Raw genomic sequence first — 18,744 nt, 5'->3', positions numbered from 1 at the left:
GTGCGGCCGCCGTCCGCACGGCGCGCCCGCGGCACCGGCTCAGGCCCCGACCGCAGACCGCAGGGCCCTGTCCAGGTCCGCCCAGAGGTCCTCGACGTCCTCGGTCCCCACGCTGAGACGCAGCAGGTCCTCCGGGACCGTCTCCGCCTCCGTCGCCCAGCGGCGGCGGCGCTCGATCAGCGACTCCACCCCGCCGAGCGACGTCGCGGGCACCCAGAGCCCGCAGCGGGACACGACGTCGTCGGCGGCCTCGGCCGGTGTCCGGCCCGGGGCCCGGGCCGGGCGCACGCCGATGATCGCCCCGTACGCGTCCATGTGGGCCGACGCGCGGGCGTGCCCCGGGTCACCGGGCAGCGACGGGTGGCGCACCTCGGCCACGCCGGGGTGCCGGGAGAGCCGCTGCGCGAGCTCGACGGCGTTCTCGCACGCCCGCTCGAACCGCAGCGGGAGCGTGCGCAGGCCCCGCAGCGCCAGCCACACCTCGAACGGGCCGGCGATCGAGCCGTGCAGGGTGCGGTGCGCGCGGACCAGCTCCGCGAGCCCGGCGTCGTCGGTGACGACCGCGCCCAGGATCACGTCGGAGTGGCCCGCGAGGTACTTCGAGACCGAGTGCAGCACCAGGTCCGCCCCGAGCTCCAGCGGGCGCTGCCCGAGCGGGGTGGCGAACGTGTTGTCCACGACCGTGCGCACGCCCCGCTCCCGGGCGGCGGCCAGCAGCGCGGGCAGGTCGGCGACCTCGAGCATCGGGTTCGTCGGTGACTCGACGAGCAGCAGGTCGGCGCCGTCCAGCGCGGCGACGACGTCACCGGTGTCGGCGATGTCGACCGCGCGGGCGGTGACGCCCTGCCGCGCGACGAGCTCGGCGGTGTAGCCGCGCGTGGTCTGGTACGCGTGCCGCGGGAGCACCAGCGTGCCGCCCGCCTCCGGGGAGGCGGGCAGCAGCGACAGCGCCGCGGCGATCGCGGCCATGCCGGACCCGAACACGATCCCCCGCTCGCTCGCGCCCTCCAGGGCGGCCAGCGCGTCCTCGAACCCGTGCCACGCGTCGGTGTCGGCGCGCGCGTACGCGAGCTCGCCCGGCGGGACGGCGCCCTGGGACACATAGGTGCTGTTCAGCGGGATCGGCGGGTTCACCGCGCCGCCCTGCGCGCGCGGCGGGCGCCCGGCGACCACGGCCAGGGTCGCGGGAGAAAGACCGGTCGGATGATCGCTCATGCCGCGAGCGTACGCGCCGGCCCGACCGTCTCCCGCCCGGGCCTCAGCCCGCGGCCGCCCGGAGGTCCTTGCGCAGGATCTTGCCCGCCGCCGACTTCGGGACCGCCTCGATGAAGTCGACCAGGCGGACCTTCTTGTACGGGGCGACCCGGTCCGCGACGTACGCGACGACGTCGTCCGCGGTGAGCTCCGAGCCCGCGGCCCGCACCACGAAGGCCTTCGGGAGCTCGCCGGCCTCCTCGTCGGGCACGCCGATCACCGCGGCGTCGGCGATCTCCTCGTGCGCGATCAGGAGCGCCTCCAGCTCGGCCGGCGGCACCTGGTAGCCCTTGTACTTGATGAGCTCCTTGAGCCGGTCCACCACGAAGAACGCGCCGTCGGCGTCGACCGTGACGATGTCGCCGGTGTGCAGGAACCCGTCCGGCTCGATCGTCTCGGCCGTCGCCCCGGGGTTCTGGAGGTAGCCGACCATGACGTTGGGACCCCGGCAGAGCAGCTCGCCGGCCGCCGAGACACCCTCGGACGGCTGGTCGATCTCCTCGCCGGTGGCCGGGTCGACGATCCTCGCCTCCATGTTCGGCAGGAGCAGGCCGATGGACCCCGGCGAGATGTCCTCGCGCTCCATCGGGATCACGTGCGAGACGGGGCTCATCTCGCTCATCCCGTACCCCTGCAGCACCCGGCACCCCGGCAGCCGGGCGGAGACCGCCGCCCCGAGCTGCGCGTCGAAGGGCGCCGCGCCCGACATCATCGCCCGCACCGTGGACACGTCGTAGGAGTCCACCAGCGGGTGCTTGGCCAGCGCGAGCGCGATCGGCGGGGCGACGAACAAGTACGTCGCCCGGTGCTCGGCGATCACGCCGAGGTACTGCGCGAGGTCGAAGCGCGGGAGCGTGACGAGCGTCGCCCGCGTGAACAGCGCGAGGTTCAGCAGCACCGTCATGCCGTAGATGTGGAAGAACGGCAGCACCGCCGGGACGACGTCGTCCCGGGAGAGCCCCAGGCCCGCGTTCTGGACGACGTTCGCCACGAGGTTCCGGTGCGTGAGCATGACGCCCTTCGGGCGTCCCGTCGTCCCGGACGAGTACGGCAGCACGGCCAGGTGCGTGGCCGCGTCGAACGAGACGTCCGGCACGGGGCCGGCCTGCGCGAGCACGTCGCGGAAGGAGTCGTGGCCGTCGGCCCCGTCGAGGACGACGACGGCGTCGCCCAGCCCCGCACCCTCCGCGCCGGCCACGGCCGCCGCCAGCAGCGGGGAGACGGTGATCAGGGCCTTCGCACCCGAGTCGGTGAGCTGCTTGGCGATCTCCGCGCCGTTCGCGAGCGCGTTCACCGTGGTCACGGTGACCCCGATGCGCAGCAGCCCGTGGAAGACGACGGCGAACGCGGGCGCGTTCGGCGAGTGCAGCGCGACGACGTCGCCGGCCCGCAGGCCACGGGCGGCGAACCCGCCCGCCGCCGCGTCGATCTGGGCGACCAGCTCGCCGTACGTCGTCACGGCACCCGTGGTGCCGTCGACGAGCGCGGGCCCGGCGAGCTCGTCCTCGGTCAGCCCCGTGAAGAGGAAGTCGTAGATGCTCGAGGTGGGGATGTCGACGTCGTCGAACAGGGACCTGATGACCACGGGCGGGCTCCTTCTCGTCCGGTCCGGGGCCTCGTCGCCACGGACTCCGCTCTGCGGCGGTCCCGGGCCCGGAGGGCCCGGCCCCGCCGACCACCCGCAGGCTACGCCCAGAACGCGGTCAGATGCTCTCCGACTTGAGCGGCCGGGACAGGAGGGCCACGCCCAGCTCGTCGATCGGGAGCCTGCCCGAGATGACGCCCACCACGCCTTCCGTGATCGGCATGTCCACGCCGTGCGTGCGCGCCAGGTCCAGCACCGACGCCGAGGACTTGACGCCCTCCGCCGTCCCGCCCGTGGCCTCGATCGCCTCGTCCACGGTCAGCCCCTGCCCGAGATGCTTCCCGAGCGTGTGGTTGCGGCTCAGCGGCGACGCGCAGGTGGCGACCAGGTCGCCCATGCCCGCCAGGCCGGCGAACGTCTCCGGCCTCGCACCGAGCTCCAGGCCCAGGCGGGTGATCTCCACGAGACCACGGGTGATCAGGGTCGCGGTCGTGTTCCAGCCGAAGCCGCGGCCCTGGGCCATGCCCACGGCCAGGGCGATGATGTTCTTCACGGCACCGCACAGCTCCACGCCGACGACGTCGTCGTTCGTGTAGGGGCGGAAGTACGACGCCGAGCACGCGTCCGCGACGAACCGGGCGGTCGCCTCGTCGGCCGCCGCCACGACGCTGGCCGCGACCTGGCGCTCCGCGATCTCACGGGCCAGGTTCGGGCCGGACACCACCGCGACGCGCGCTGCCGGGATGGCGAGCGCCTCGGCGACCACCTCGCTCATCCGCTTGTCCGTGCCCCGCTCGACGCCCTTCATGAGCGACACGACCACGGTGCCGGGCGCCAGCAGGTCCTTCATCGGTTCGAGCGTGGCACGCGCCACCTGCGACGGGATCGCCGCCACGACGATCTCGGCACCCGCGAGCGCCTCGGCCGCGTCGGTGGTGGCCCGCATGGGCGGCAGGACGACGCCGGGCAGGCGCTTCGGGTTCGTGCGGTCCTCGGTGACGGACCGTGCCACCTCCGGGTCGCGGCCCCACAGGACGACGTCGGACCCGGCGTCGGCCAGCACCATCGCGAACGCGGTGCCCCAGGCGCCGGAGCCCAGGACCGCGACGCGGGTCGGGCTCGGCCCGTCCTGGCTGGTGGTCCCGGCCGGCTCCGTCGTCGGCCCGGGGCCTGCGGGGGCGGGGGCATCGGCGCTCACGGGCGCTCCACCGGCGGGTAGTCGGTGCGCTTCGCTTCGTACTCGGGGTGCTTGCGCAGGTCGAAGCGGGCCTGCGGGGCTTCCTCGCCGCGCACCTCGGCCAGCACCTCGGTGATCGCCTCCATCACGCGGCGGGTCGCCTCGTGCAGCACGGCGCTGTCCGTGGGCCGGTCGTAGAGGTCCGAGAGGTCGACCGGCTCGCCGACTGCCACCGTGACGGTCTTGCGGGGGAACAGCTTCGGCACCCTGCCGTACCGGGCCAGCGTGCGGTGGGCACCCCACTGCGCGATGGGGACGACCGGGAGCCGGGAGGCGAGCGCCAGGCGCGCCATCCCCGTCTTGCCGACCATCGGCCACATGTCGGGGTCCCGGGTGAGCGTGCCCTCGGGGAGGATCGCCACGCAGGCGCCGTCGCCGAGCTGGTTGCCGGCGTTGACGAGGGACTCCGCGGCCGCCTTCGAGCCGCGGTCCACCGGGATCATCCTCGTCGCCCTGAGGATGAAGCCGACGGGCGACTCGAACAGGCCGCGCTTCGCGAGGATCCGCGGCTCGTAGCCGCTGTCGAACAGGAAGTGGGCGAGCGACAGGGCGTCCGCCTCGGTGACGTGGTTCGCCGCCGCGATGAATCCGCCGTCCGTCGGCAGGTTCTCCTGACCGCGCCAGTCGTAGCGCCAGATGCTGAAGAGGACGTTGCGGACGACGACGGCCACGGCGCGATACGCGACGGAGTCAGGACGGGCGATGGGCACGAGGCCAAACTCTACTGTGTCTCGCGCAGCGGCTGTGCTGTCCGGAGCCGCCGGGCCCGGCGTCAGGGCTGCGGCGGCTCCGGGAGGCGCGTCAGTCGCGGGAGACGTCGGCGCCGAGGGCGACCAGCTTGTCCTGGAAGTTCTCGTAGCCGCGGTCGATGAGGCGGATGCCGCGGACCGTGGACCGGCCCTTGGCGGTGAGGGCGGCGATCAGGTGGCTGAAGCCGCCGCGCAGGTCCGGCACCTCGATGTCCGCGGCGGCGAGCGGCGTCGGGCCGGAGATCACCGCGGAGTGGTGGAAGTTGCGGGCGCCGAACCGGCACGCCCCGCCGCCCAGGCACTCCTTGTAGACCTGGATCGTGGCGCCCATCTTGCGCACCGCGTCGGTGAAGCCGAAGCGGTTCTCGTACACGGTCTCGTGCACGATCGACAGGCCCTTGGCCTGGGTGAGCGCGACGACGAGGGGCTGCTGCCAGTCCGTCATGAACCCCGGGTGCACGTCGGTCTCGAGCACGATCGACTTCAGGTCGCCGCCCGGGTGCCAGAAGCGGATGCCGTCGTCCTGCACGTCGAACCGGCCGCCGACCTTCCGGAACGTGTTGAGGAACGTCGTCATCTCGGGCTGCGTCGCACCCTTGACGGTGATGTCGCCGCCGGTGGCCAGCGCGGCCGAGGCCCACGACGCCGCCTCGATACGGTCGGACAGCGCGGTGTGGTTGTAGCCCTCGAGCCGGTCGACGCCCTCGATGCGGATCACGCGGTCCGTGTCGACCGAGATGATCGCGCCCATCTTCTGCAGCACGGCGATGAGGTCCATGATCTCGGGCTCGATCGCCGCCCCGGTGAGCTCGGTGATGCCCTCGGCGCGGACGGCGGTCAGCAGGAGCTGCTCCGTCGCCCCGACGCTCGGGTAGGGCAGCGAGATCCTGGTGCCCTGCAGGCGGCGGGGCGCGCGCAGGTGGATGCCGTTGGGCCGCTTGTCCACCACGGCGCCGAACTGGCGCAGGATGTCCAGGTGGTAGTCGATCGGCCGGTCGCCGATGCGGCAGCCGCCCAGGTCGGGGATGAAAGCCTCCCCGAGCCGGTGCAGGAGCGGGCCGCAGAACAGGATCGGGATGCGGCTGGCGCCGGCGTGCGCGTCGATGTCCGCGACGTGCGCCGACTCGACGTTCGAGGGGTCCAGGTCGAGGATGCCGGCGTCGGGGTCGTACTTCACGGCGACGCCGTGCAGCTCCAGGAGCCCCGAGACCACCTTGACATCACGGATCTGCGGCACGTTGCGCAGCACGCTCGGGGTCTCGCCGAGCAGCGAGGCGACCATGGACTTCGAGACGAAGTTCTTGGCACCGCGCACCGTGATGGAACCGTTCAGCGGGTTCCCGCCGTTCACGTGGAGAAGGTCGTTCATGTCCTCGTCGTCGCCTTGTCGTCGATGGGCAGTGATGGCCGGCCCAGCGGGCCGGGCCGGTGCCGCGGGACATGTCGTCGCCGGGCCGTGCGCCCCGATGATCCTGCCCCGCCGGGCACAAGCGTGCCAACACGCCCCGCGTCGAGAGTATTCACGTTCACTACACCTTCACCCAGCACGCACGGTGCCGCGCGGCGAGACCCGCGCCGCGCCGCCGCGCGGCGTCGGACAACGATTTCACCCTGTATGCCGGGGAAATCATCTCTGTGAGGTCGGTCACAACTGGGAATATTACCAAGGCGGTCCACGCCCGGGGGTCTGCGGATCAGGCCCGGACCCACGGGACGCCGCGCGGCACCGCAGGCCGCGTCCGGTTTGAGTTCCGCTGTACGGGCCCCTTAGGTTCCCTGTTCCATAGTGCGTCCCGAAGCGCCAGAACGACGCTACGCACTGGTCCCCCTCGAAGACCCTCACGAGGTGGCCCTGTCTGAGGGAGCTGTATGGACAACGTCAACCTCGTACTCGACAAGTTCTCTGAGTACGTCTTCTTCTCGGTCCCGGTCACGGCGGACACCGCGGTCCCGGTCGTGGTCGTCTGGCTGATCGTCGCCGCGGTGTTCTTCACCGCATGGCTCGGGTTCCCGAACCTGTGGGGCTTCAAGCACGCCATCGACCTGGTGCGCGGCAAGTACGACGACAAGAGCGACCCCGGTGAGGTCTCGCACTTCCAGGCGCTCGCCACGGCGCTCTCCGGGACTGTCGGTCTCGGCAACATCGCCGGCGTCGCCGTGGCCATCACCATCGGCGGCCCGGGGGCGACCTTCTGGATGATCCTGGCCGGCCTGCTCGGGATGGCCACCAAGATGGCCGAGTGCACGCTCGCCACGAAGTACCGGCACGTGCACGAGGACGGCACCATCTCCGGCGGTCCGATGTACGTCATGCGCGACGGCCTGGCCTCGATCCGCCTCGACGGCCTCGGCAAGGTGCTCGCGGTCCTGTTCGCCCTCTTCGCGATCCTCGGCTCGCTGGGTGGCGGCAACATGTTCCAGTCGAACCAGGCCGCGACGCAGATCGCGAACGTCGCGGGCGCCTCCGTCGAGGACCTCGGCCTGTGGATCGGCATCGGCTTCGCCGTCCTGGTCGGGCTCGTGATCATCGGCGGCATCAGGTCGATCGCCAACGTCACGGACAAGATCGTCCCCGCGATGGCCGTCCTCTACGTCGTCGCCTGCCTGGTCGTCATCCTCGGCAACGTCACCGCGGTCCCTGCCGCGTTCGGCGAGATCGTCGGCGGCGCGTTCAACCCGGACGGCATCACCGGGGGCGTCATCGGCGTCCTCATCATGGGCTTCCAGCGTGCCGCGTTCTCGAACGAGGCCGGCATCGGCTCGGCCGCGATCGCGCACTCCGCGGTCAAGACCGACGAGCCGGCCAGCGAGGGCTTCGTCGCCCTGCTCGAGCCGTTCATCGACACCGTCGTGATCTGCACGATGACCGCGCTCACGATCGTCATCACGGGCGTCTGGTCCACGGGCGGCGAGGACGGTGTCGCGCTGACGTCGGCAGCCTTCGAGTCGGCGCTGCCCTGGTTCCCCTACGTGCTCGCGGTCTGCGTGGTCCTCTTCGCGTTCTCGACGATGCTGTCGTGGTCGTACTACGGCATGAAGGCCACCGGCTACCTGTTCGGCGACAACCGCCACGCGGAGAACGTCTACAAGGTCATCTTCTGCGTGTTCACGGTGGTCGGCGCGGTCGGTGCCAGCGACTCCGTGCTGGCCTTCTCGGACGCCGCGATCTTCGCGATGGCCGTGCCGAACATCCTCTGCCTGTACCTGATGTCCGGTGACCTGCGCCGCGAGATCAGGGGCTACTGGTCGCGCGTCGTGAAGGGCGAGGGCACGCCCGACCCCGACGTCGAGCGCGACTCCGTCCAGGTCTGAGCGACGTCCAGGCCTGAGCGACCCCGCGTCGAGGGCACGGCGGCGGCCCGACCAGGAGCTCTGGTCGGGCCGCCGCCGTGCCCTCGACGCGCGTTACGTGGACCGGCGCGGAGGGTGACGCGGTGCGTCCCGCTCAGCCGACCGTGTCCTGGTACTCCACGCCGCCCGCGCGGAGGCCGCCGACCTGCTGCGCGACCTCGGACGGGCTCAGCACCTCGTCCTGGGCGAAGTACACCCAGTCGACGAGCTGCTCGTAGGCGCGCGCCTCGCCCGTGGGCAGGACGCCGTCGTTGATGAGCCAGAGGTTGAAGTTGATCGTCTGGTCGCTCTTCGGGAGGTTCGGCGGGTAGTGCCGCCCGACCTCGACGCCGTCGATGTAGTACACCGCTTCCGCGCCGTCGTTCGTGACCACGAGGTCGTGCCAGCCCGCGAAGCTCTCGTTGATCTGGTCGTAGTCCTTGAGCGCGTCCCAGGGGTCGGGCCGGTAGGTCTCCCAGCTCGTCACGTAGAACGCCTGCGGCGCCGACCAGCCGCCGTTGGGCAGGTACTCGAAGTCGAGCTCGCCGTAGTCGGGGTCGTAGTCGTAGCGCAGCGGCGTGATGGAGAAGAACGTCTCGACGACGTGGTCGCCGTCGGGCCCGTACACGGGGGCGTCGGTGAACTTCACGCGCGCCGCGTAGGTCCCCTCGCGGAACTTGCGCTCGGGCGTGTAGATCTCCGCCTGGACGGTGTTCGACGCAGCGCCCGCGGACGAGACCTCGAGCCGCATCACGCGCTCGTCGTCGCGGTCCTCGAAGCCGATCTTGTCCGGGCTCCACGAGACCCCGGCCAGTCCGGGGCCGCCGCCCCCGCTCCGCAGGGTCCAGCGCCCGCCGAGGTCCGGGTCCGCGTTGCTCTCGTAGGAGAAGTCGTCGAAGAGCGCGGCGGCGGGCTCGGCGGCGACGGCACCTCCCGTGAGGGGGACGACGGCGGCCCCGGCGAGCCCGGCGCCGAGGGTGGCGGCGAGCCCGGCCCGGAACCGGCGCCGTCGTGCGGGACTGGATCGATCGGGGCTGCTCACGGGTGGCGCAGGCTGACGCTTCGACATCGACGCTTCTCCCTCGTCCGTACCGGGTCTGCCGACGCCCGGCGGGCGCCGCGCCCCCAACGTAGGGCGCCTCACGACACCTTGTAAAGAGTCCTTCCGATCTTCTCGGCGAAGAGGGCGTCGCGCGTCGCCTCCACCGCGAGGATCCGCGCGCCCATGACCGTCCCGGAACGGCCGAGGCCGCTGGGCAGCACGCGCACGGGCCAGACGGTCAGCTCCGCGAGCCGTTTCTCGAGCGCCGCCCGGGCCCCGGCCTCGAGCGCCGCCCCGACGCCGCCGGCGAGCACCACCGTCCCCACGTCGACGACGGCGACCAGCACCGCGCAGAGCTCCGCGACGCCGCGCGCCGACCGCTCCATCAGCGCGCGGGCCGCCGGGTCCCCCGCCGCGTCGTCGAACAGCCGCGGGACGTCGTCCGCACCGTGCAGCCCGGCCCCCGCGACGACCCCCGTCCCCGAGGGATCGGTCAGGAGGCCTGCGCGCTCCCCCGCGGAGAACAGCACGTCCAGCTCGCCCGCGCTCCCCCGGGCCCCGCGTCGCACCGTCCCGCCCAGCACCAGGGCCGACCCCACGCCGGCACCCACGGACAGCAGCGCGAAGTCGGAGATCTCCCGGCACGCCCCGTACCGGTGCTCGGCCGTGGCCGCGAGGTTCACGTCGTTGTCGACGTGCACGGGCACGCCGAGGCCGTGCGAGAGCTCGTCGGCGAGCGGGAACCCGTCGAGCCCCGCGATGCCACCCGCCCGGGCCACGCGGCCGTCGGACCGCACGACGCCGGGCACCCCGACGCCCACGGACGCGAGGCTGCCCGGGTCGAGACCCGCCCGTGCGAACAGCCGGTCGCGCAGGACGGCCACGAGCCGCGACGTCTCCTGCACGGTCGTGTGCTCGGCGTCGGCCACGCCCTCCGCGAGCAGGGTGTCGTCCAGGCCCGCGAGCTGCGCCCGGACGTGCCGGGTCCCGACGTCGACCGCGAGCACCGGGTACCGCGCCCCGGCCGCGCGGAACGGCTCGGCGCCGTACTTGGACACGCCGTCCTCGACCCGCTCCACGAGCCCGGCCCCGGCCAGGGTGGCCAGCGCGGCCGAGACGGTCGGCTTGGTCAGCCCCGTCTCGCGCGCGAGCTCGGCCCGGGTACGCGGGCTGCCCTCGTAGAGCAGGCCGAGCACGGCGTGCTCGTTCGAACGTCGCATGTCCTTGAGTCCCGCCGGTCCGACGCGCGTCGCACCCACCTCCCTGGCACCTGGCAGCTTCCCCCAAGATGCCACGGAAGTGCGGGGGACGGCGGGCGGCACCACGCCACGACGCACCACGTCGCCGCAGGCCGGGTGCCGGTTCGCCGGGGCACGGCGCGCCGCGACGTGCACGTCGACTTCGTGACGACCCGCCTCTACCCGACCGGCCACGCGTTCGGCGCCGACGGCGAGGGGCGCGCCCTCAGCCGCTACGCCGACGCACCGGAGCGGCGGGGCGAGGTCAGCCGTCCTTGGTCGTGATGCGGGCGTACGCCAGCGACAGGCCGATGACGAGATAGCTCCCCGCCCGGATCGCACCCTCGCCCAGGCCGCCGAACGACACCGGGTCCCGGATCAGGTCGACCAGGCCGGTCACCGACGTCGGCAGCAGGTAGGGGTGCAGCCAGTCCAGGGCCGAGATCTGCATCAGCACCCCGGAGACGATCAGCCCGCCGAGCACGCTCACCACCACGAGCACGGGATGCTCGGTCCACGCCGAGATCGCCAGCGCGACGGCGCCCACCGCCATCAGGTACACCGTCGCCCACGCGACCGCGACGGCCAGCCGCCACAGCACGTCGGCCATCGACAGTTCCGTCCCGGACATCGACACCAGGCCGTCGGTCCCGGCCAGGACGAGCCCGGTCAGGAAGCCGGACACGACGACCAGCCCCGACGAGACCAGGGCGACGACGAGCACGCCCACGGCCTTGACCACCAGGAGCCGGCCACGGGCCACGGGCGCGAGCAGCCAGCCGCGCTGCGCGCCGTGGGACTGCTCGCCGGCCAGCGCGTCGGCGCTCGCCATCGCCACCGTGAGCGGCAGCATGAGCATCAGCAGCGTCATGAGCGACCCGAGCGGCAGCACGAAGGCGCTGGTCGCCATCGTGACGAAGATCGGCGGGCCACCGCCCGAGCCACCGGGGCCGCCCGGCTCGCCCCCGGCAGGCGTGCCCGACCCGCCCAGCGTCAGGTCGAGGGCGACGCCCGTGATCACCGGCAGCGCCGCGAGCAGGCCCAGCACGACGAGCGTCCGCGGACGCCGGAAGATCCACCGCACCTCGGCCCGCACCAGGCGCACGAGCGGGGCGCGACGGGCAGCGGGCAGCGGCCCGGCGGGGGCGGTGCCGGGTGCCGGCACGACGGTCCGGTCCTGGGTGGTCATCGGGCCATCTCCTGCTCCCCGGCGTCCAGCTCGCCGACGACGTCGCCGACGTCGTGCGTCAGCCGGGCGAACGCTTCCTCCAGGCCGGTGCGCTCCCGGCGGGCCTCGTCGACACCGACACCGGCGCGGACCAGGATCTCGATGACGGCCGCGGACGTCGCCGTCGTGAGGTCCACGCGGACGCCGTCCGGGGCGAGCCGGGCGGGGACGCGGTGCTCCCGGAGCGCGTCCACGGCGGAGGCGGCGTCGGACGTGGCCACGAGCAGCGTCGGGCTGCCGGACTCCAGCAGGTCGTCCAGCGCGCCCTGCGCGACGACGACACCCTGGTTCAGCACGACCACGTGCGTGCACGTGGCCTCGACCTCCGCCAGGAGGTGCGACGAGACGAGCACGGTCACGCCCTGTGCGTGCAGCTCGGCGATGATCCGGCGGACCTCCTGCGTCCCGGCCGGGTCGAGCCCGTTCGTCGGCTCGTCCAGCACGACGAGCCGGCGCGGCGCCAGCAGCGCCGAGGCGAGCCCCAGGCGCTGCTTCATGCCGAGCGAGTACGCGCGGTACCTGCGGTGCGCGGCGCCGGCGAGTCCGACCCGCTCCAGCGCGGCGGACACGGCACCGGACAGCTCCGCCCCGGAGAGCAGCGGCTCGGCGGCGGCGAGCCGCAGCAGGTTCTCCCGGCCCGACAGGAAGGGGTGGAACCCCGGACCCTCCACGAGCGCGCCCACGTGCGGCAGCACCCGGTGGGCGTCTCCCGGCACCGGCACCCCGAGCAGCTCGATCTCGCCCTCGGTCGGCTGGACGAGCCCGAGCAGCATCCGGATGGTCGTCGTCTTGCCGGAGCCGTTCGGCCCCAGCATCCCGACCACGGCGCCCTGCGGGACCTCGAGGTCGACACCGTCCACCGCGACCACGCCGCGATAGACCTTGCGCAGTCCCCGGGTGCGCGCCGCGACGGCGGCGCCGGAGGCCCTGCCCGCCTCCGGCACCGCCGTGCGCGCGGTGTGCGCTGTCGTCACTGCCGGTCCAGAGCGTCGACGAGCACCTGCTGCGGCACGGCGCCCGCCGCGACCCGGCCGTCCTCGGTGAGGACGGCGCCACCGACGGCGATCTGGACGTGGAGCCCGGTGCCGAACTCGCCGGACACCGGCGCACCGATCTGGCCGAGCATCGAGCTGAGGTCCTCGTCGTCCCCGCCGCGCCGGTCGCCGAGCTCCTGCCCGAACGGTGCCGCGTCACCGGGCCCCGCCCCGGCGGGAACCTCGCCGATCACGACCGTGTCCCAGCCGTCGCCGACCGTCGTCGCGCCCTGCTGGAGGTCCTCGGCGCGCTTCCCGCCGTGCTCGCCCTTCTCGTGCGCGACGTCGTCCGCCTCGGTCGTCTCGACCTGGGCGCCCTCCGGCGGCGTGAACTCGAACAGGTCCGCGGCCTGCGCGCCGAGCTCGAACTCGGTGAAGCCGGCCGACAGGACGGGGTCCGACGTGCCGTTGGCGAACACGTCGAACCGCAGCGGGACGCGCGTCTCCTCGTCGATGGCGACGGTGACCTCGCGCAGCAGCGTCTTCTCCGACGGCTTCGGCGTCAGGACGAGCTCGTACGCGGCTCGGTCCGCGACCCGCGCCGTACCGTCCACGAAGATGTCGCTGGTCGGCCGGAGCCGCGCGATGATCTCGGCCGCCGCCTGCGACGGGTCCGCCAGCTCGCCCTCGGCACGCTCCTCGGCGGCCGCGGCGTCGGCCGCGTCCCAGGTGAAGTGCCTCGCCGTGTGCTCGGCCGAGTCGTAGGCCCATGCCTCGTCCGTGCTCTTCACGAACGTCAGCTCGGACGCCGCCCGCTCGACCTGGATCCGGGCGCTCTCCTGGCCGTCGTGGAACACCCGCGCCGACTCGAAGTCGAGCGCCTCCGTCCCGGGTACCGGGGGCAGCCCGAGCTGGTTGTCCACCTCGGCCACGCCCGCGAACGCGGGCGGCTGCGCCTCCAGGGCGGAGGTGACCAGCTGCTCCGCGTCCACCTCGGGCAGCACCGGTGCGTCGTCCGCGCCGGCCGGCAGCGTGGTCAGCACGAGGCCCGCGGCCCCGACCGCGATCCCCGACCCGGCTGCGACCAGCGCCTTCGTCGTCCGCCTCATGTCCCGCTCCTTCGCTCTCGTACCCGGTGTCCTGCGCCGACACCCTCAACGATGCCCGCCACCACCTGAGACGACGCTGAGACGACAGCCCCGGCTGAGACGACGCTGAGAATGTCCGGCACACCACCAGGCCATCCTGCGCGGTGGAACCGCGGCCACCCGCCACTTCGGCGTGACCGGCGTCCGGCACCGGCCGCGCCGTGAGGTGTGGGGAGCCGGGCGGGTACGGCATGCTGGCAGGCATGAGGCCCCAGATTCTCGTGGTCGACGACGAGCCGGGCCTGCGCAAGGCGCTGGATCGCGGGCTGCGCGCCGAGGGGATGGACGTGACCGTCGCCGCCGACGGGCCGACGGCGCTGCGGCAGGCGCGCACCGGGTCGTTCGACGCGATCCTCCTCGACATCATGATCCCGGGCCTGTCCGGGTACCGCGTGCTGCAGGAGCTGCGGTCCGCGGGCGTCACGACGCCTGTGCTCCTCGTGTCGGCGAAGGACGGCGAGGTGGACCAGGCCGACGGGCTGGACCTCGGCGCCGACGGCTACGTGGTCAAACCGTTCTCCTTCGTGGTGCTGGTCGCCCAGCTGCGCGCGACCCTGCGACGCGCGGGAGCGGACAGCACGCGCGGACGGATCGAGCTCGGGCCGCTGACCATCGACCGCGGGACCCGCGCGGTGCGCTACGACGACGTCGACGTCCCCCTGAGCCCGCGCGAGTACCTGCTGCTGGAGGCGCTGGCCGCGCGGGCCGGGACGGTGTGGACCAAGCAGGAGCTGCTGAGCGAGGTCTGGGGCGACGAGCAGGCCGCGACCCGGAACGCGGTGGAGGTGTACGTCGGCTACCTGCGCCGCAAGCTGGCCGCCGCCGGTGCGGAAGACCTGGTGCGGACCGTCCGGGGCCACGGGTACCAGCTCGGGGAGCCACGCTAGTGCGGGCGTCACCACGCCGGCCCGGGGCCGGCGGGCACGAGAAGCAGGGGCCCGGGACCGGGCCGCGCCTGGCCGGCACGTCGCTGCGGCAGCGGATCACTGCCATCGCCGTGGTGGTCACGCTGGTGTCCCTGCTGGGGCTGGCCGTGATCGCCGCCCGGGGTCTCGGTCCGCTCCTGACGGACGCCGTGGACGACGAGCTCGCCGGGACGCTGGCCGGTGCCGCCCGCGACGTCGCCGCCGGCCGGGCGCCCGTCACGCCCGACGGCCTGGAGGTGCACGTCCTGGACACCGCGGGCGACCCGGTCGACGACGGCGAGCCCGCCCCGGGCGACGTCGCCGCCACCGCACCCGCCCTCACCCGCGGCCAGGTCCGCGCGCTGAAGGCCGGCACGCCGGTCACCACGGTCCCGCCGGCCGCGGAGGACGGCACCACCGGACCGCCCGTGCGCCGGCACGGCACGGTGGTCACCGCCCCCGACGGGAGCCAGCGCCTCGTGCTGGCCGGGACCGGCCTGGTGGGGCAGCGCGCCGCCGAGGACTCGGGCAGCCGGTGGCTGGTGGTCGTCGCGCTCGCCGGGACGGTCGTGGCCGGGGTCACGATCTGGTTCGCCGTCGGGTCCGCGCTGCGGCCGGTCGCCCGGATGCGGCAGTCCGTGCGCCGGCTCGCGCCCGGCGCCCGCGTCTCGGTGCCCGGTACCGCCCCGGGCGAGCTGCGCGCCCTGGCCGACGACTTCAACGTCCTGCTGGACCGCCAGGACGCGACGGCGGAACGGCTGCGGCGCTTCACCGGCGACGCCGCGCACGAGCTGCGCTCCCCCGTGGCGTCCATCCGCGTGCAGTCCGAGGTCGCGGCGGCCGACCCCGACCCGCGGCTCTCGCAGGAGGTGCACGCCGACGTGCTGGCCGACGCCGAACGGCTGTCGGCGCTGCTCGACGGGCTGCTGGCGCTGGCGCGCTCGGACGCCGGGGAGCTGCCGCCGTCGGACGACGTGGACCTGGTCGGCGAGGTCCGCGCGGCGGTCGCACGCGCCGGCGACCAGCCCGTGCCGATCGCGGTCAACGCCATGACCGGCGAGGCGTGGGCGGCCGCGGCGCAGACCGAGGTCGAGCTCGTCCTCGACAACCTGCTGCGCAACGCCCGCAGGTACACCCGCACGCGGGTCGTCGTCTCGGTGCTCTCGGCCCGGTCCAGCGTCCGCGTCCTGGTCGACGACGACGGTCCGGGCGTGCCCGCGGAGCACCGGGCGAAGGTCTTCGACCGGTTCTACCGGGTCTCGGACGACCGCGCCCGTGCCTCCGGTGGCTCCGGGCTGGGCCTGGCCCTGGTGGCCGGGCTCGTGCGCCGCCGGGGTGGCCGGGTGGCCGTCGGGGACTCGCCCGACGGCGGCGCCCGGTTCACGGTCGTGTGGCCCCGGGCCGCCTGAGCCCTCGGCCCGGGCAGAGCCCTCGGCCAGGTCCTGGCCCGAGCCGCCGGCCCGCTCCGGGACCTGCCGCACCGCGCCGGCCTGGCTCGGCGCGGGCGCGGCCTGTGCGGTCGCGCGCCGTCGTCGCCTACCGTGGCGGCGGGGCGCTGGAAGACCGCTCCACGAGGGTGGTGGCGAGCTCGGTACGCAGGGTGTGCCCGCTCGCCGTACGCGCCCGGTGCACGAGGTCGACGGCGGTGGCGCCCATCTCCGCCAGGGGCTGGCGCACGGTGGTCAGCGGGGGGTCGATCCACGGCGCGATCGGCAGGTCGTCGAAGCCGACGAGCGAGACGTCGCGGGGCACGACCAGGTCGGCTTCCCGCAGCGCACGCAGAGCGCCGAGCGCGGTGTCGTCGCTGCTGGCGAAGATCGCCGTGGGCGGGTCGTCCAGGCTCAGGAGCCGCTGAGCGCCCTCGTACCCGGACGTGACGCCGTAGGCGCCCACGGCCACGAGCTCGTCGTCCGTCGGGACGCCGGCCCGGATCAGTGCGGCACGGTAGCCCGCCAGCCGTGCGATGGCGTTGTCCTGCTCCAGCGCACCGGTGATGGTGGCGATGCGGCGGTGACCGAGGGAGAGCAGGTGCGCGGTGGCCTCCAGCCCTCCCTGGAAGTTGGTGGCACCCACGCTGAGCATCCCCTCCGGCGGCGGCCGCCGCGGGTCGACGACGACGAGGGGCGTGCCGGAGTCCTCCAGCGCGCGCCGGGCCCCGACGTCGGGCACCGCGACGATGCTGACGAGACCGTCGGTGCCGCGCTCCAGGGCGTGCCGCACCCAGGAGCTGCAGTCGTCCGGGTCGGGCTCGACCGCCAGGACGACGTCGAGGCCGAGCCGCCGCGCACCGGCGACGGCACCGCGCACCACGGCCTCCGACCAGGTGCCCTCGAAGTCGACGATCCGGACGTCGATCATCCCGGTGGGTCTGGCCGCGGGCGGCCGGACGGCGTAGCCGTGCCGTGCGAGCGCCTCGGCGACACGGGCTCGGGTCGCGCCCGCGACGTCGGGCCGGGTGTTCAGGACCTTGGAGACCGTGGGGACCGAGACGCCCGCCTCGGCCGCGACGACGGCGAGCGGCGTGCGGGTCGGGTCGGCAGCCATGGGTCCTCCGAGATCGGCGAGATGTGTTTCCGAAATCAGGATCGTAGCCGATGCCGGAGCCCGCCCACACCTTTCCCCGCTCGGGCCTGCCACAGCGGGCCTGGTGGGCTCCGCCGCGCCGCACGCCGCTGTTGACACGACCGCCGGGCGCGTCTAGTGTCCCGGCGTCTTTCCGAGATCTGCTGTCGAAATTTCGGAACGCGGATCAGCACGGATCAACAAAGGAGTGATCGTGAACAGGACACCTCGCCTCGCCGCAGCGGCGACGGCGTCGACCCTCATGCTGGCCCTGGCCCTCACCGGGTGCGGGCGCAGCGACGAGGCCGGCACCACGGCAGAAGGTTCCAGCGACATCGCGGACGGGCCCGCCACCGGCACCGTCGAGGTGTGGGCCATGGGGACCGAGGGCGAGCTGCTGCCCGAGCTCGCCGAACAGTTCGAGGAGGACAACCCCGACGCCACGGTGAACGTGACACCGGTCCCGTGGGAGTCCTCCACCGAGAAGATCAACACGGCCATCGCGACCGGCGAGGTACCCGACGCCATGCAGGTCGGGACGACGCTGATGAGCGGGTTCGTCGGGCTCGACGGCCTCGCTCCGACGCCGCAGGACATCGACCCCGAGGCCTTCTTCCCGGGCGCCTGGGACACCACGGTGGTGGACGGCACGTCCTACGGCGTGCCCTGGTACGTCGAGTCGCGCGTCCTGTACTACCGCACCGACCTCGCCCGGCAGGCCGGCGTCCCGGCCCCGGAGACCTGGGAGGACCTGACCGCGTTCGCGGCCGGCCTGCAGGACGCCGGGGCCGACCAGGGCATCGCGCTGCAGACCCGCGGCAACTCCACGGCCCTCATGTACCTGCCGTTCTACTGGCAGGCGGGCGGCGAGATCATGGACGACGCCGGTGAGTTCACGCTCGACAACGACGCGCAGGTCGCGGCGCTCGAGTACTACTCCTCGTTCATGCGCGACGGGCTCGCCCCGCCGGTGCTCGTCGAGGACGAGAAGGTGCAGAACTTCGTCGACGGCCGTCTCGGCTCGTTCGTGTCCGGCCCGTGGGAGCGTGCCAACCTGCTGACCACGGCGGGCGACGACTTCGAGGACTCGTTCGGCGTCGTGCCGCTGCCCCGGGACGAGGAGACCGGGTCGTTCATCGGCGGCTCCAACCTCGCCGTCCTCGCCGACGCCGCCAACCCCGACGCCGCGTGGAAGTTCGTCCAGTTCGCCACCGACCCGGCCACCCAGGTCGACTGGTTCGGCGTCTCCAGCGACCTGCCCGCCGTCCAGGCCTCGTGGGACGACCCCGCGCTGGCCGACGACGACGCGGTGGCCGTCTACGAAGGCGTCCTGGAGACCGCGCGCTCCACCCCGGCGATCCCGACGTGGGCAGAGATCGAGCACGAGCTCGACCTCCTCATCGAGCAGGTCATCGCCGGTGACCTGAGCCCCGAGGACGCGGCCGCCCGGATGCAGGACGCCGCCACCTCGATCGGGACGGGTCTGGACTGA

At 73.6% G+C, this 18,744-nt stretch carries 16 protein-coding genes; 5 read left to right on the top strand and 11 right to left on the bottom strand.

What is annotated here, in order from left to right:
* Positions 1-39 precede the first annotated feature (39 nt).
* The 5 genes from ACYU96_RS00620 to murA form a co-directional block, all read right to left on the bottom strand.
* A complete protein-coding gene (locus ACYU96_RS00620; protein ID WP_460748082.1) occupies positions 40-1,215 on the bottom strand; it encodes a trans-sulfuration enzyme family protein in 1,176 nt (391 codons plus the stop codon).
* 43 nt (positions 1,216-1,258) lie between these two features.
* Positions 1,259-2,839: an AMP-binding protein gene (locus ACYU96_RS00615; RefSeq protein WP_460748080.1), complete on the bottom strand. Its 1,581-nt coding sequence runs from the start codon at positions 2,837-2,839 to the stop codon at positions 1,259-1,261.
* A gap of 118 nt (positions 2,840-2,957) precedes the next feature.
* Entirely contained in the window at positions 2,958-4,037 is a 1,080-nt protein-coding gene (locus ACYU96_RS00610) for an NAD(P)H-dependent glycerol-3-phosphate dehydrogenase (RefSeq protein ID WP_460748077.1), read from the bottom strand.
* Complete coding sequence (locus tag ACYU96_RS00605) at positions 4,034-4,786, bottom strand: lysophospholipid acyltransferase family protein (RefSeq protein ID WP_460748076.1); 753 nt, start codon at positions 4,784-4,786, stop codon at positions 4,034-4,036. The genes ACYU96_RS00610 and ACYU96_RS00605 overlap by 4 nt, the downstream gene beginning before the upstream one ends.
* A 91-nt stretch (positions 4,787-4,877) precedes the next feature.
* Entirely contained in the window at positions 4,878-6,194 is a 1,317-nt protein-coding gene (murA, locus tag ACYU96_RS00600) for a UDP-N-acetylglucosamine 1-carboxyvinyltransferase (protein WP_460748074.1), read from the bottom strand.
* Positions 6,195-6,694: 500 nt separating this feature from the next.
* Here murA and ACYU96_RS00595 point away from each other — a divergent pair, with 500 nt between their 5' ends.
* On the top strand, positions 6,695-8,137 hold the full coding sequence (locus ACYU96_RS00595; RefSeq protein WP_460748073.1) for an alanine/glycine:cation symporter family protein: 1,443 nt from the start codon (positions 6,695-6,697) through the stop codon (positions 8,135-8,137).
* A 133-nt stretch (positions 8,138-8,270) separates the two neighbouring features.
* Here ACYU96_RS00595 and ACYU96_RS00590 read toward each other — a convergent pair whose 3' ends face one another.
* Both ACYU96_RS00590 and ACYU96_RS00585 read right to left on the bottom strand, forming a co-directional pair.
* Positions 8,271-9,197 (bottom strand): glycoside hydrolase family 16 protein, encoded by a 927-nt coding sequence (locus tag ACYU96_RS00590; protein ID WP_460748072.1) that lies wholly within the window; start codon positions 9,195-9,197, stop codon positions 8,271-8,273.
* Positions 9,198-9,295: 98 nt separating this feature from the next.
* A complete protein-coding gene (locus tag ACYU96_RS00585; RefSeq protein ID WP_460748069.1) occupies positions 9,296-10,417 on the bottom strand; it encodes an ROK family protein in 1,122 nt (373 codons plus the stop codon).
* Between the two features lie 168 nt (positions 10,418-10,585).
* Here ACYU96_RS00585 and ACYU96_RS00580 point away from each other — a divergent pair, with 168 nt between their 5' ends.
* On the top strand, positions 10,586-10,720 hold the full coding sequence (locus tag ACYU96_RS00580; RefSeq protein ID WP_460748067.1) for a hypothetical protein: 135 nt from the start codon (positions 10,586-10,588) through the stop codon (positions 10,718-10,720).
* Here the strand turns inward: ACYU96_RS00580 and ACYU96_RS00575 are convergent.
* From ACYU96_RS00575 to ACYU96_RS00565, 3 genes are read right to left on the bottom strand one after another with little or no spacing between them, the layout of a single operon-like run.
* Positions 10,701-11,624, bottom strand: a complete 924-nt coding sequence (locus ACYU96_RS00575; protein ID WP_460748066.1) for an ABC transporter permease subunit — start codon at positions 11,622-11,624, stop codon at positions 10,701-10,703. The two genes, ACYU96_RS00580 and ACYU96_RS00575, sit on opposite strands and share 20 nt — an antisense overlap.
* A complete protein-coding gene (locus tag ACYU96_RS00570) occupies positions 11,621-12,637 on the bottom strand; it encodes an ABC transporter ATP-binding protein (protein WP_460748064.1) in 1,017 nt (338 codons plus the stop codon). The genes ACYU96_RS00575 and ACYU96_RS00570 overlap by 4 nt, the downstream gene beginning before the upstream one ends.
* Entirely contained in the window at positions 12,634-13,746 is a 1,113-nt protein-coding gene (locus tag ACYU96_RS00565) for a hypothetical protein (protein WP_460748063.1), read from the bottom strand. The genes ACYU96_RS00570 and ACYU96_RS00565 overlap by 4 nt, the downstream gene beginning before the upstream one ends.
* A 242-nt stretch (positions 13,747-13,988) precedes the next feature.
* On the opposite strand from ACYU96_RS00565, the gene ACYU96_RS00560 reads away from it, so the two are divergent.
* On the top strand, positions 13,989-14,672 hold the full coding sequence (locus tag ACYU96_RS00560; RefSeq protein WP_460748061.1) for a response regulator transcription factor: 684 nt from the start codon (positions 13,989-13,991) through the stop codon (positions 14,670-14,672).
* Complete coding sequence (locus tag ACYU96_RS00555; RefSeq protein WP_460748059.1) at positions 14,672-16,099, top strand: sensor histidine kinase; 1,428 nt, start codon at positions 14,672-14,674, stop codon at positions 16,097-16,099. Before ACYU96_RS00560 ends, ACYU96_RS00555 begins: the two co-directional genes overlap by 1 nt.
* Positions 16,100-16,226: 127 nt before the next feature.
* On the opposite strand, the gene ACYU96_RS00550 is transcribed toward ACYU96_RS00555, so the two are convergent.
* Positions 16,227-17,234 (bottom strand): LacI family DNA-binding transcriptional regulator, encoded by a 1,008-nt coding sequence (locus ACYU96_RS00550; RefSeq protein WP_460748058.1) that lies wholly within the window; start codon positions 17,232-17,234, stop codon positions 16,227-16,229.
* A gap of 232 nt (positions 17,235-17,466) precedes the next feature.
* Here ACYU96_RS00550 and ACYU96_RS00545 point away from each other — a divergent pair, with 232 nt between their 5' ends.
* The gene (locus ACYU96_RS00545; RefSeq protein WP_460748056.1) at positions 17,467-18,744 is read left to right on the top strand and encodes an extracellular solute-binding protein; all 1,278 of its coding nucleotides are present in this window, start codon (positions 17,467-17,469) and stop codon (positions 18,742-18,744) included.

Source organism: Myceligenerans cantabricum, from assembly GCF_054777735.1.
Note: the sequence above shows the minus strand (reverse complement) of the source record. Positions and strands in the feature narration are given on the sequence as shown.

What these genes read in the sequence shown, in the direction of transcription:
- ACYU96_RS00620 (WP_460748082.1), bottom strand. Translation starts at nt 1,215, where the DNA reads ATGAGCGATCATCCGACCGGTCTTTCTCCCGCGACCCTGGCCGTGGTC.
- murA (WP_460748074.1), bottom strand. Translation starts at nt 6,194, where the DNA reads ATGAACGACCTTCTCCACGTGAACGGCGGGAACCCGCTGAACGGTTCC.
- ACYU96_RS00595 (WP_460748073.1), top strand. Translation starts at nt 6,695, where the DNA reads ATGGACAACGTCAACCTCGTACTCGACAAGTTCTCTGAGTACGTCTTC.
- ACYU96_RS00585 (WP_460748069.1), bottom strand. Translation starts at nt 10,417, where the DNA reads ATGCGACGTTCGAACGAGCACGCCGTGCTCGGCCTGCTCTACGAGGGC.
- ACYU96_RS00575 (WP_460748066.1), bottom strand. Translation starts at nt 11,624, where the DNA reads ATGACCACCCAGGACCGGACCGTCGTGCCGGCACCCGGCACCGCCCCC.
- ACYU96_RS00565 (WP_460748063.1), bottom strand. Translation starts at nt 13,746, where the DNA reads ATGAGGCGGACGACGAAGGCGCTGGTCGCAGCCGGGTCGGGGATCGCG.
- ACYU96_RS00560 (WP_460748061.1), top strand. Translation starts at nt 13,989, where the DNA reads ATGAGGCCCCAGATTCTCGTGGTCGACGACGAGCCGGGCCTGCGCAAG.
- ACYU96_RS00550 (WP_460748058.1), bottom strand. Translation starts at nt 17,234, where the DNA reads ATGGCTGCCGACCCGACCCGCACGCCGCTCGCCGTCGTCGCGGCCGAG.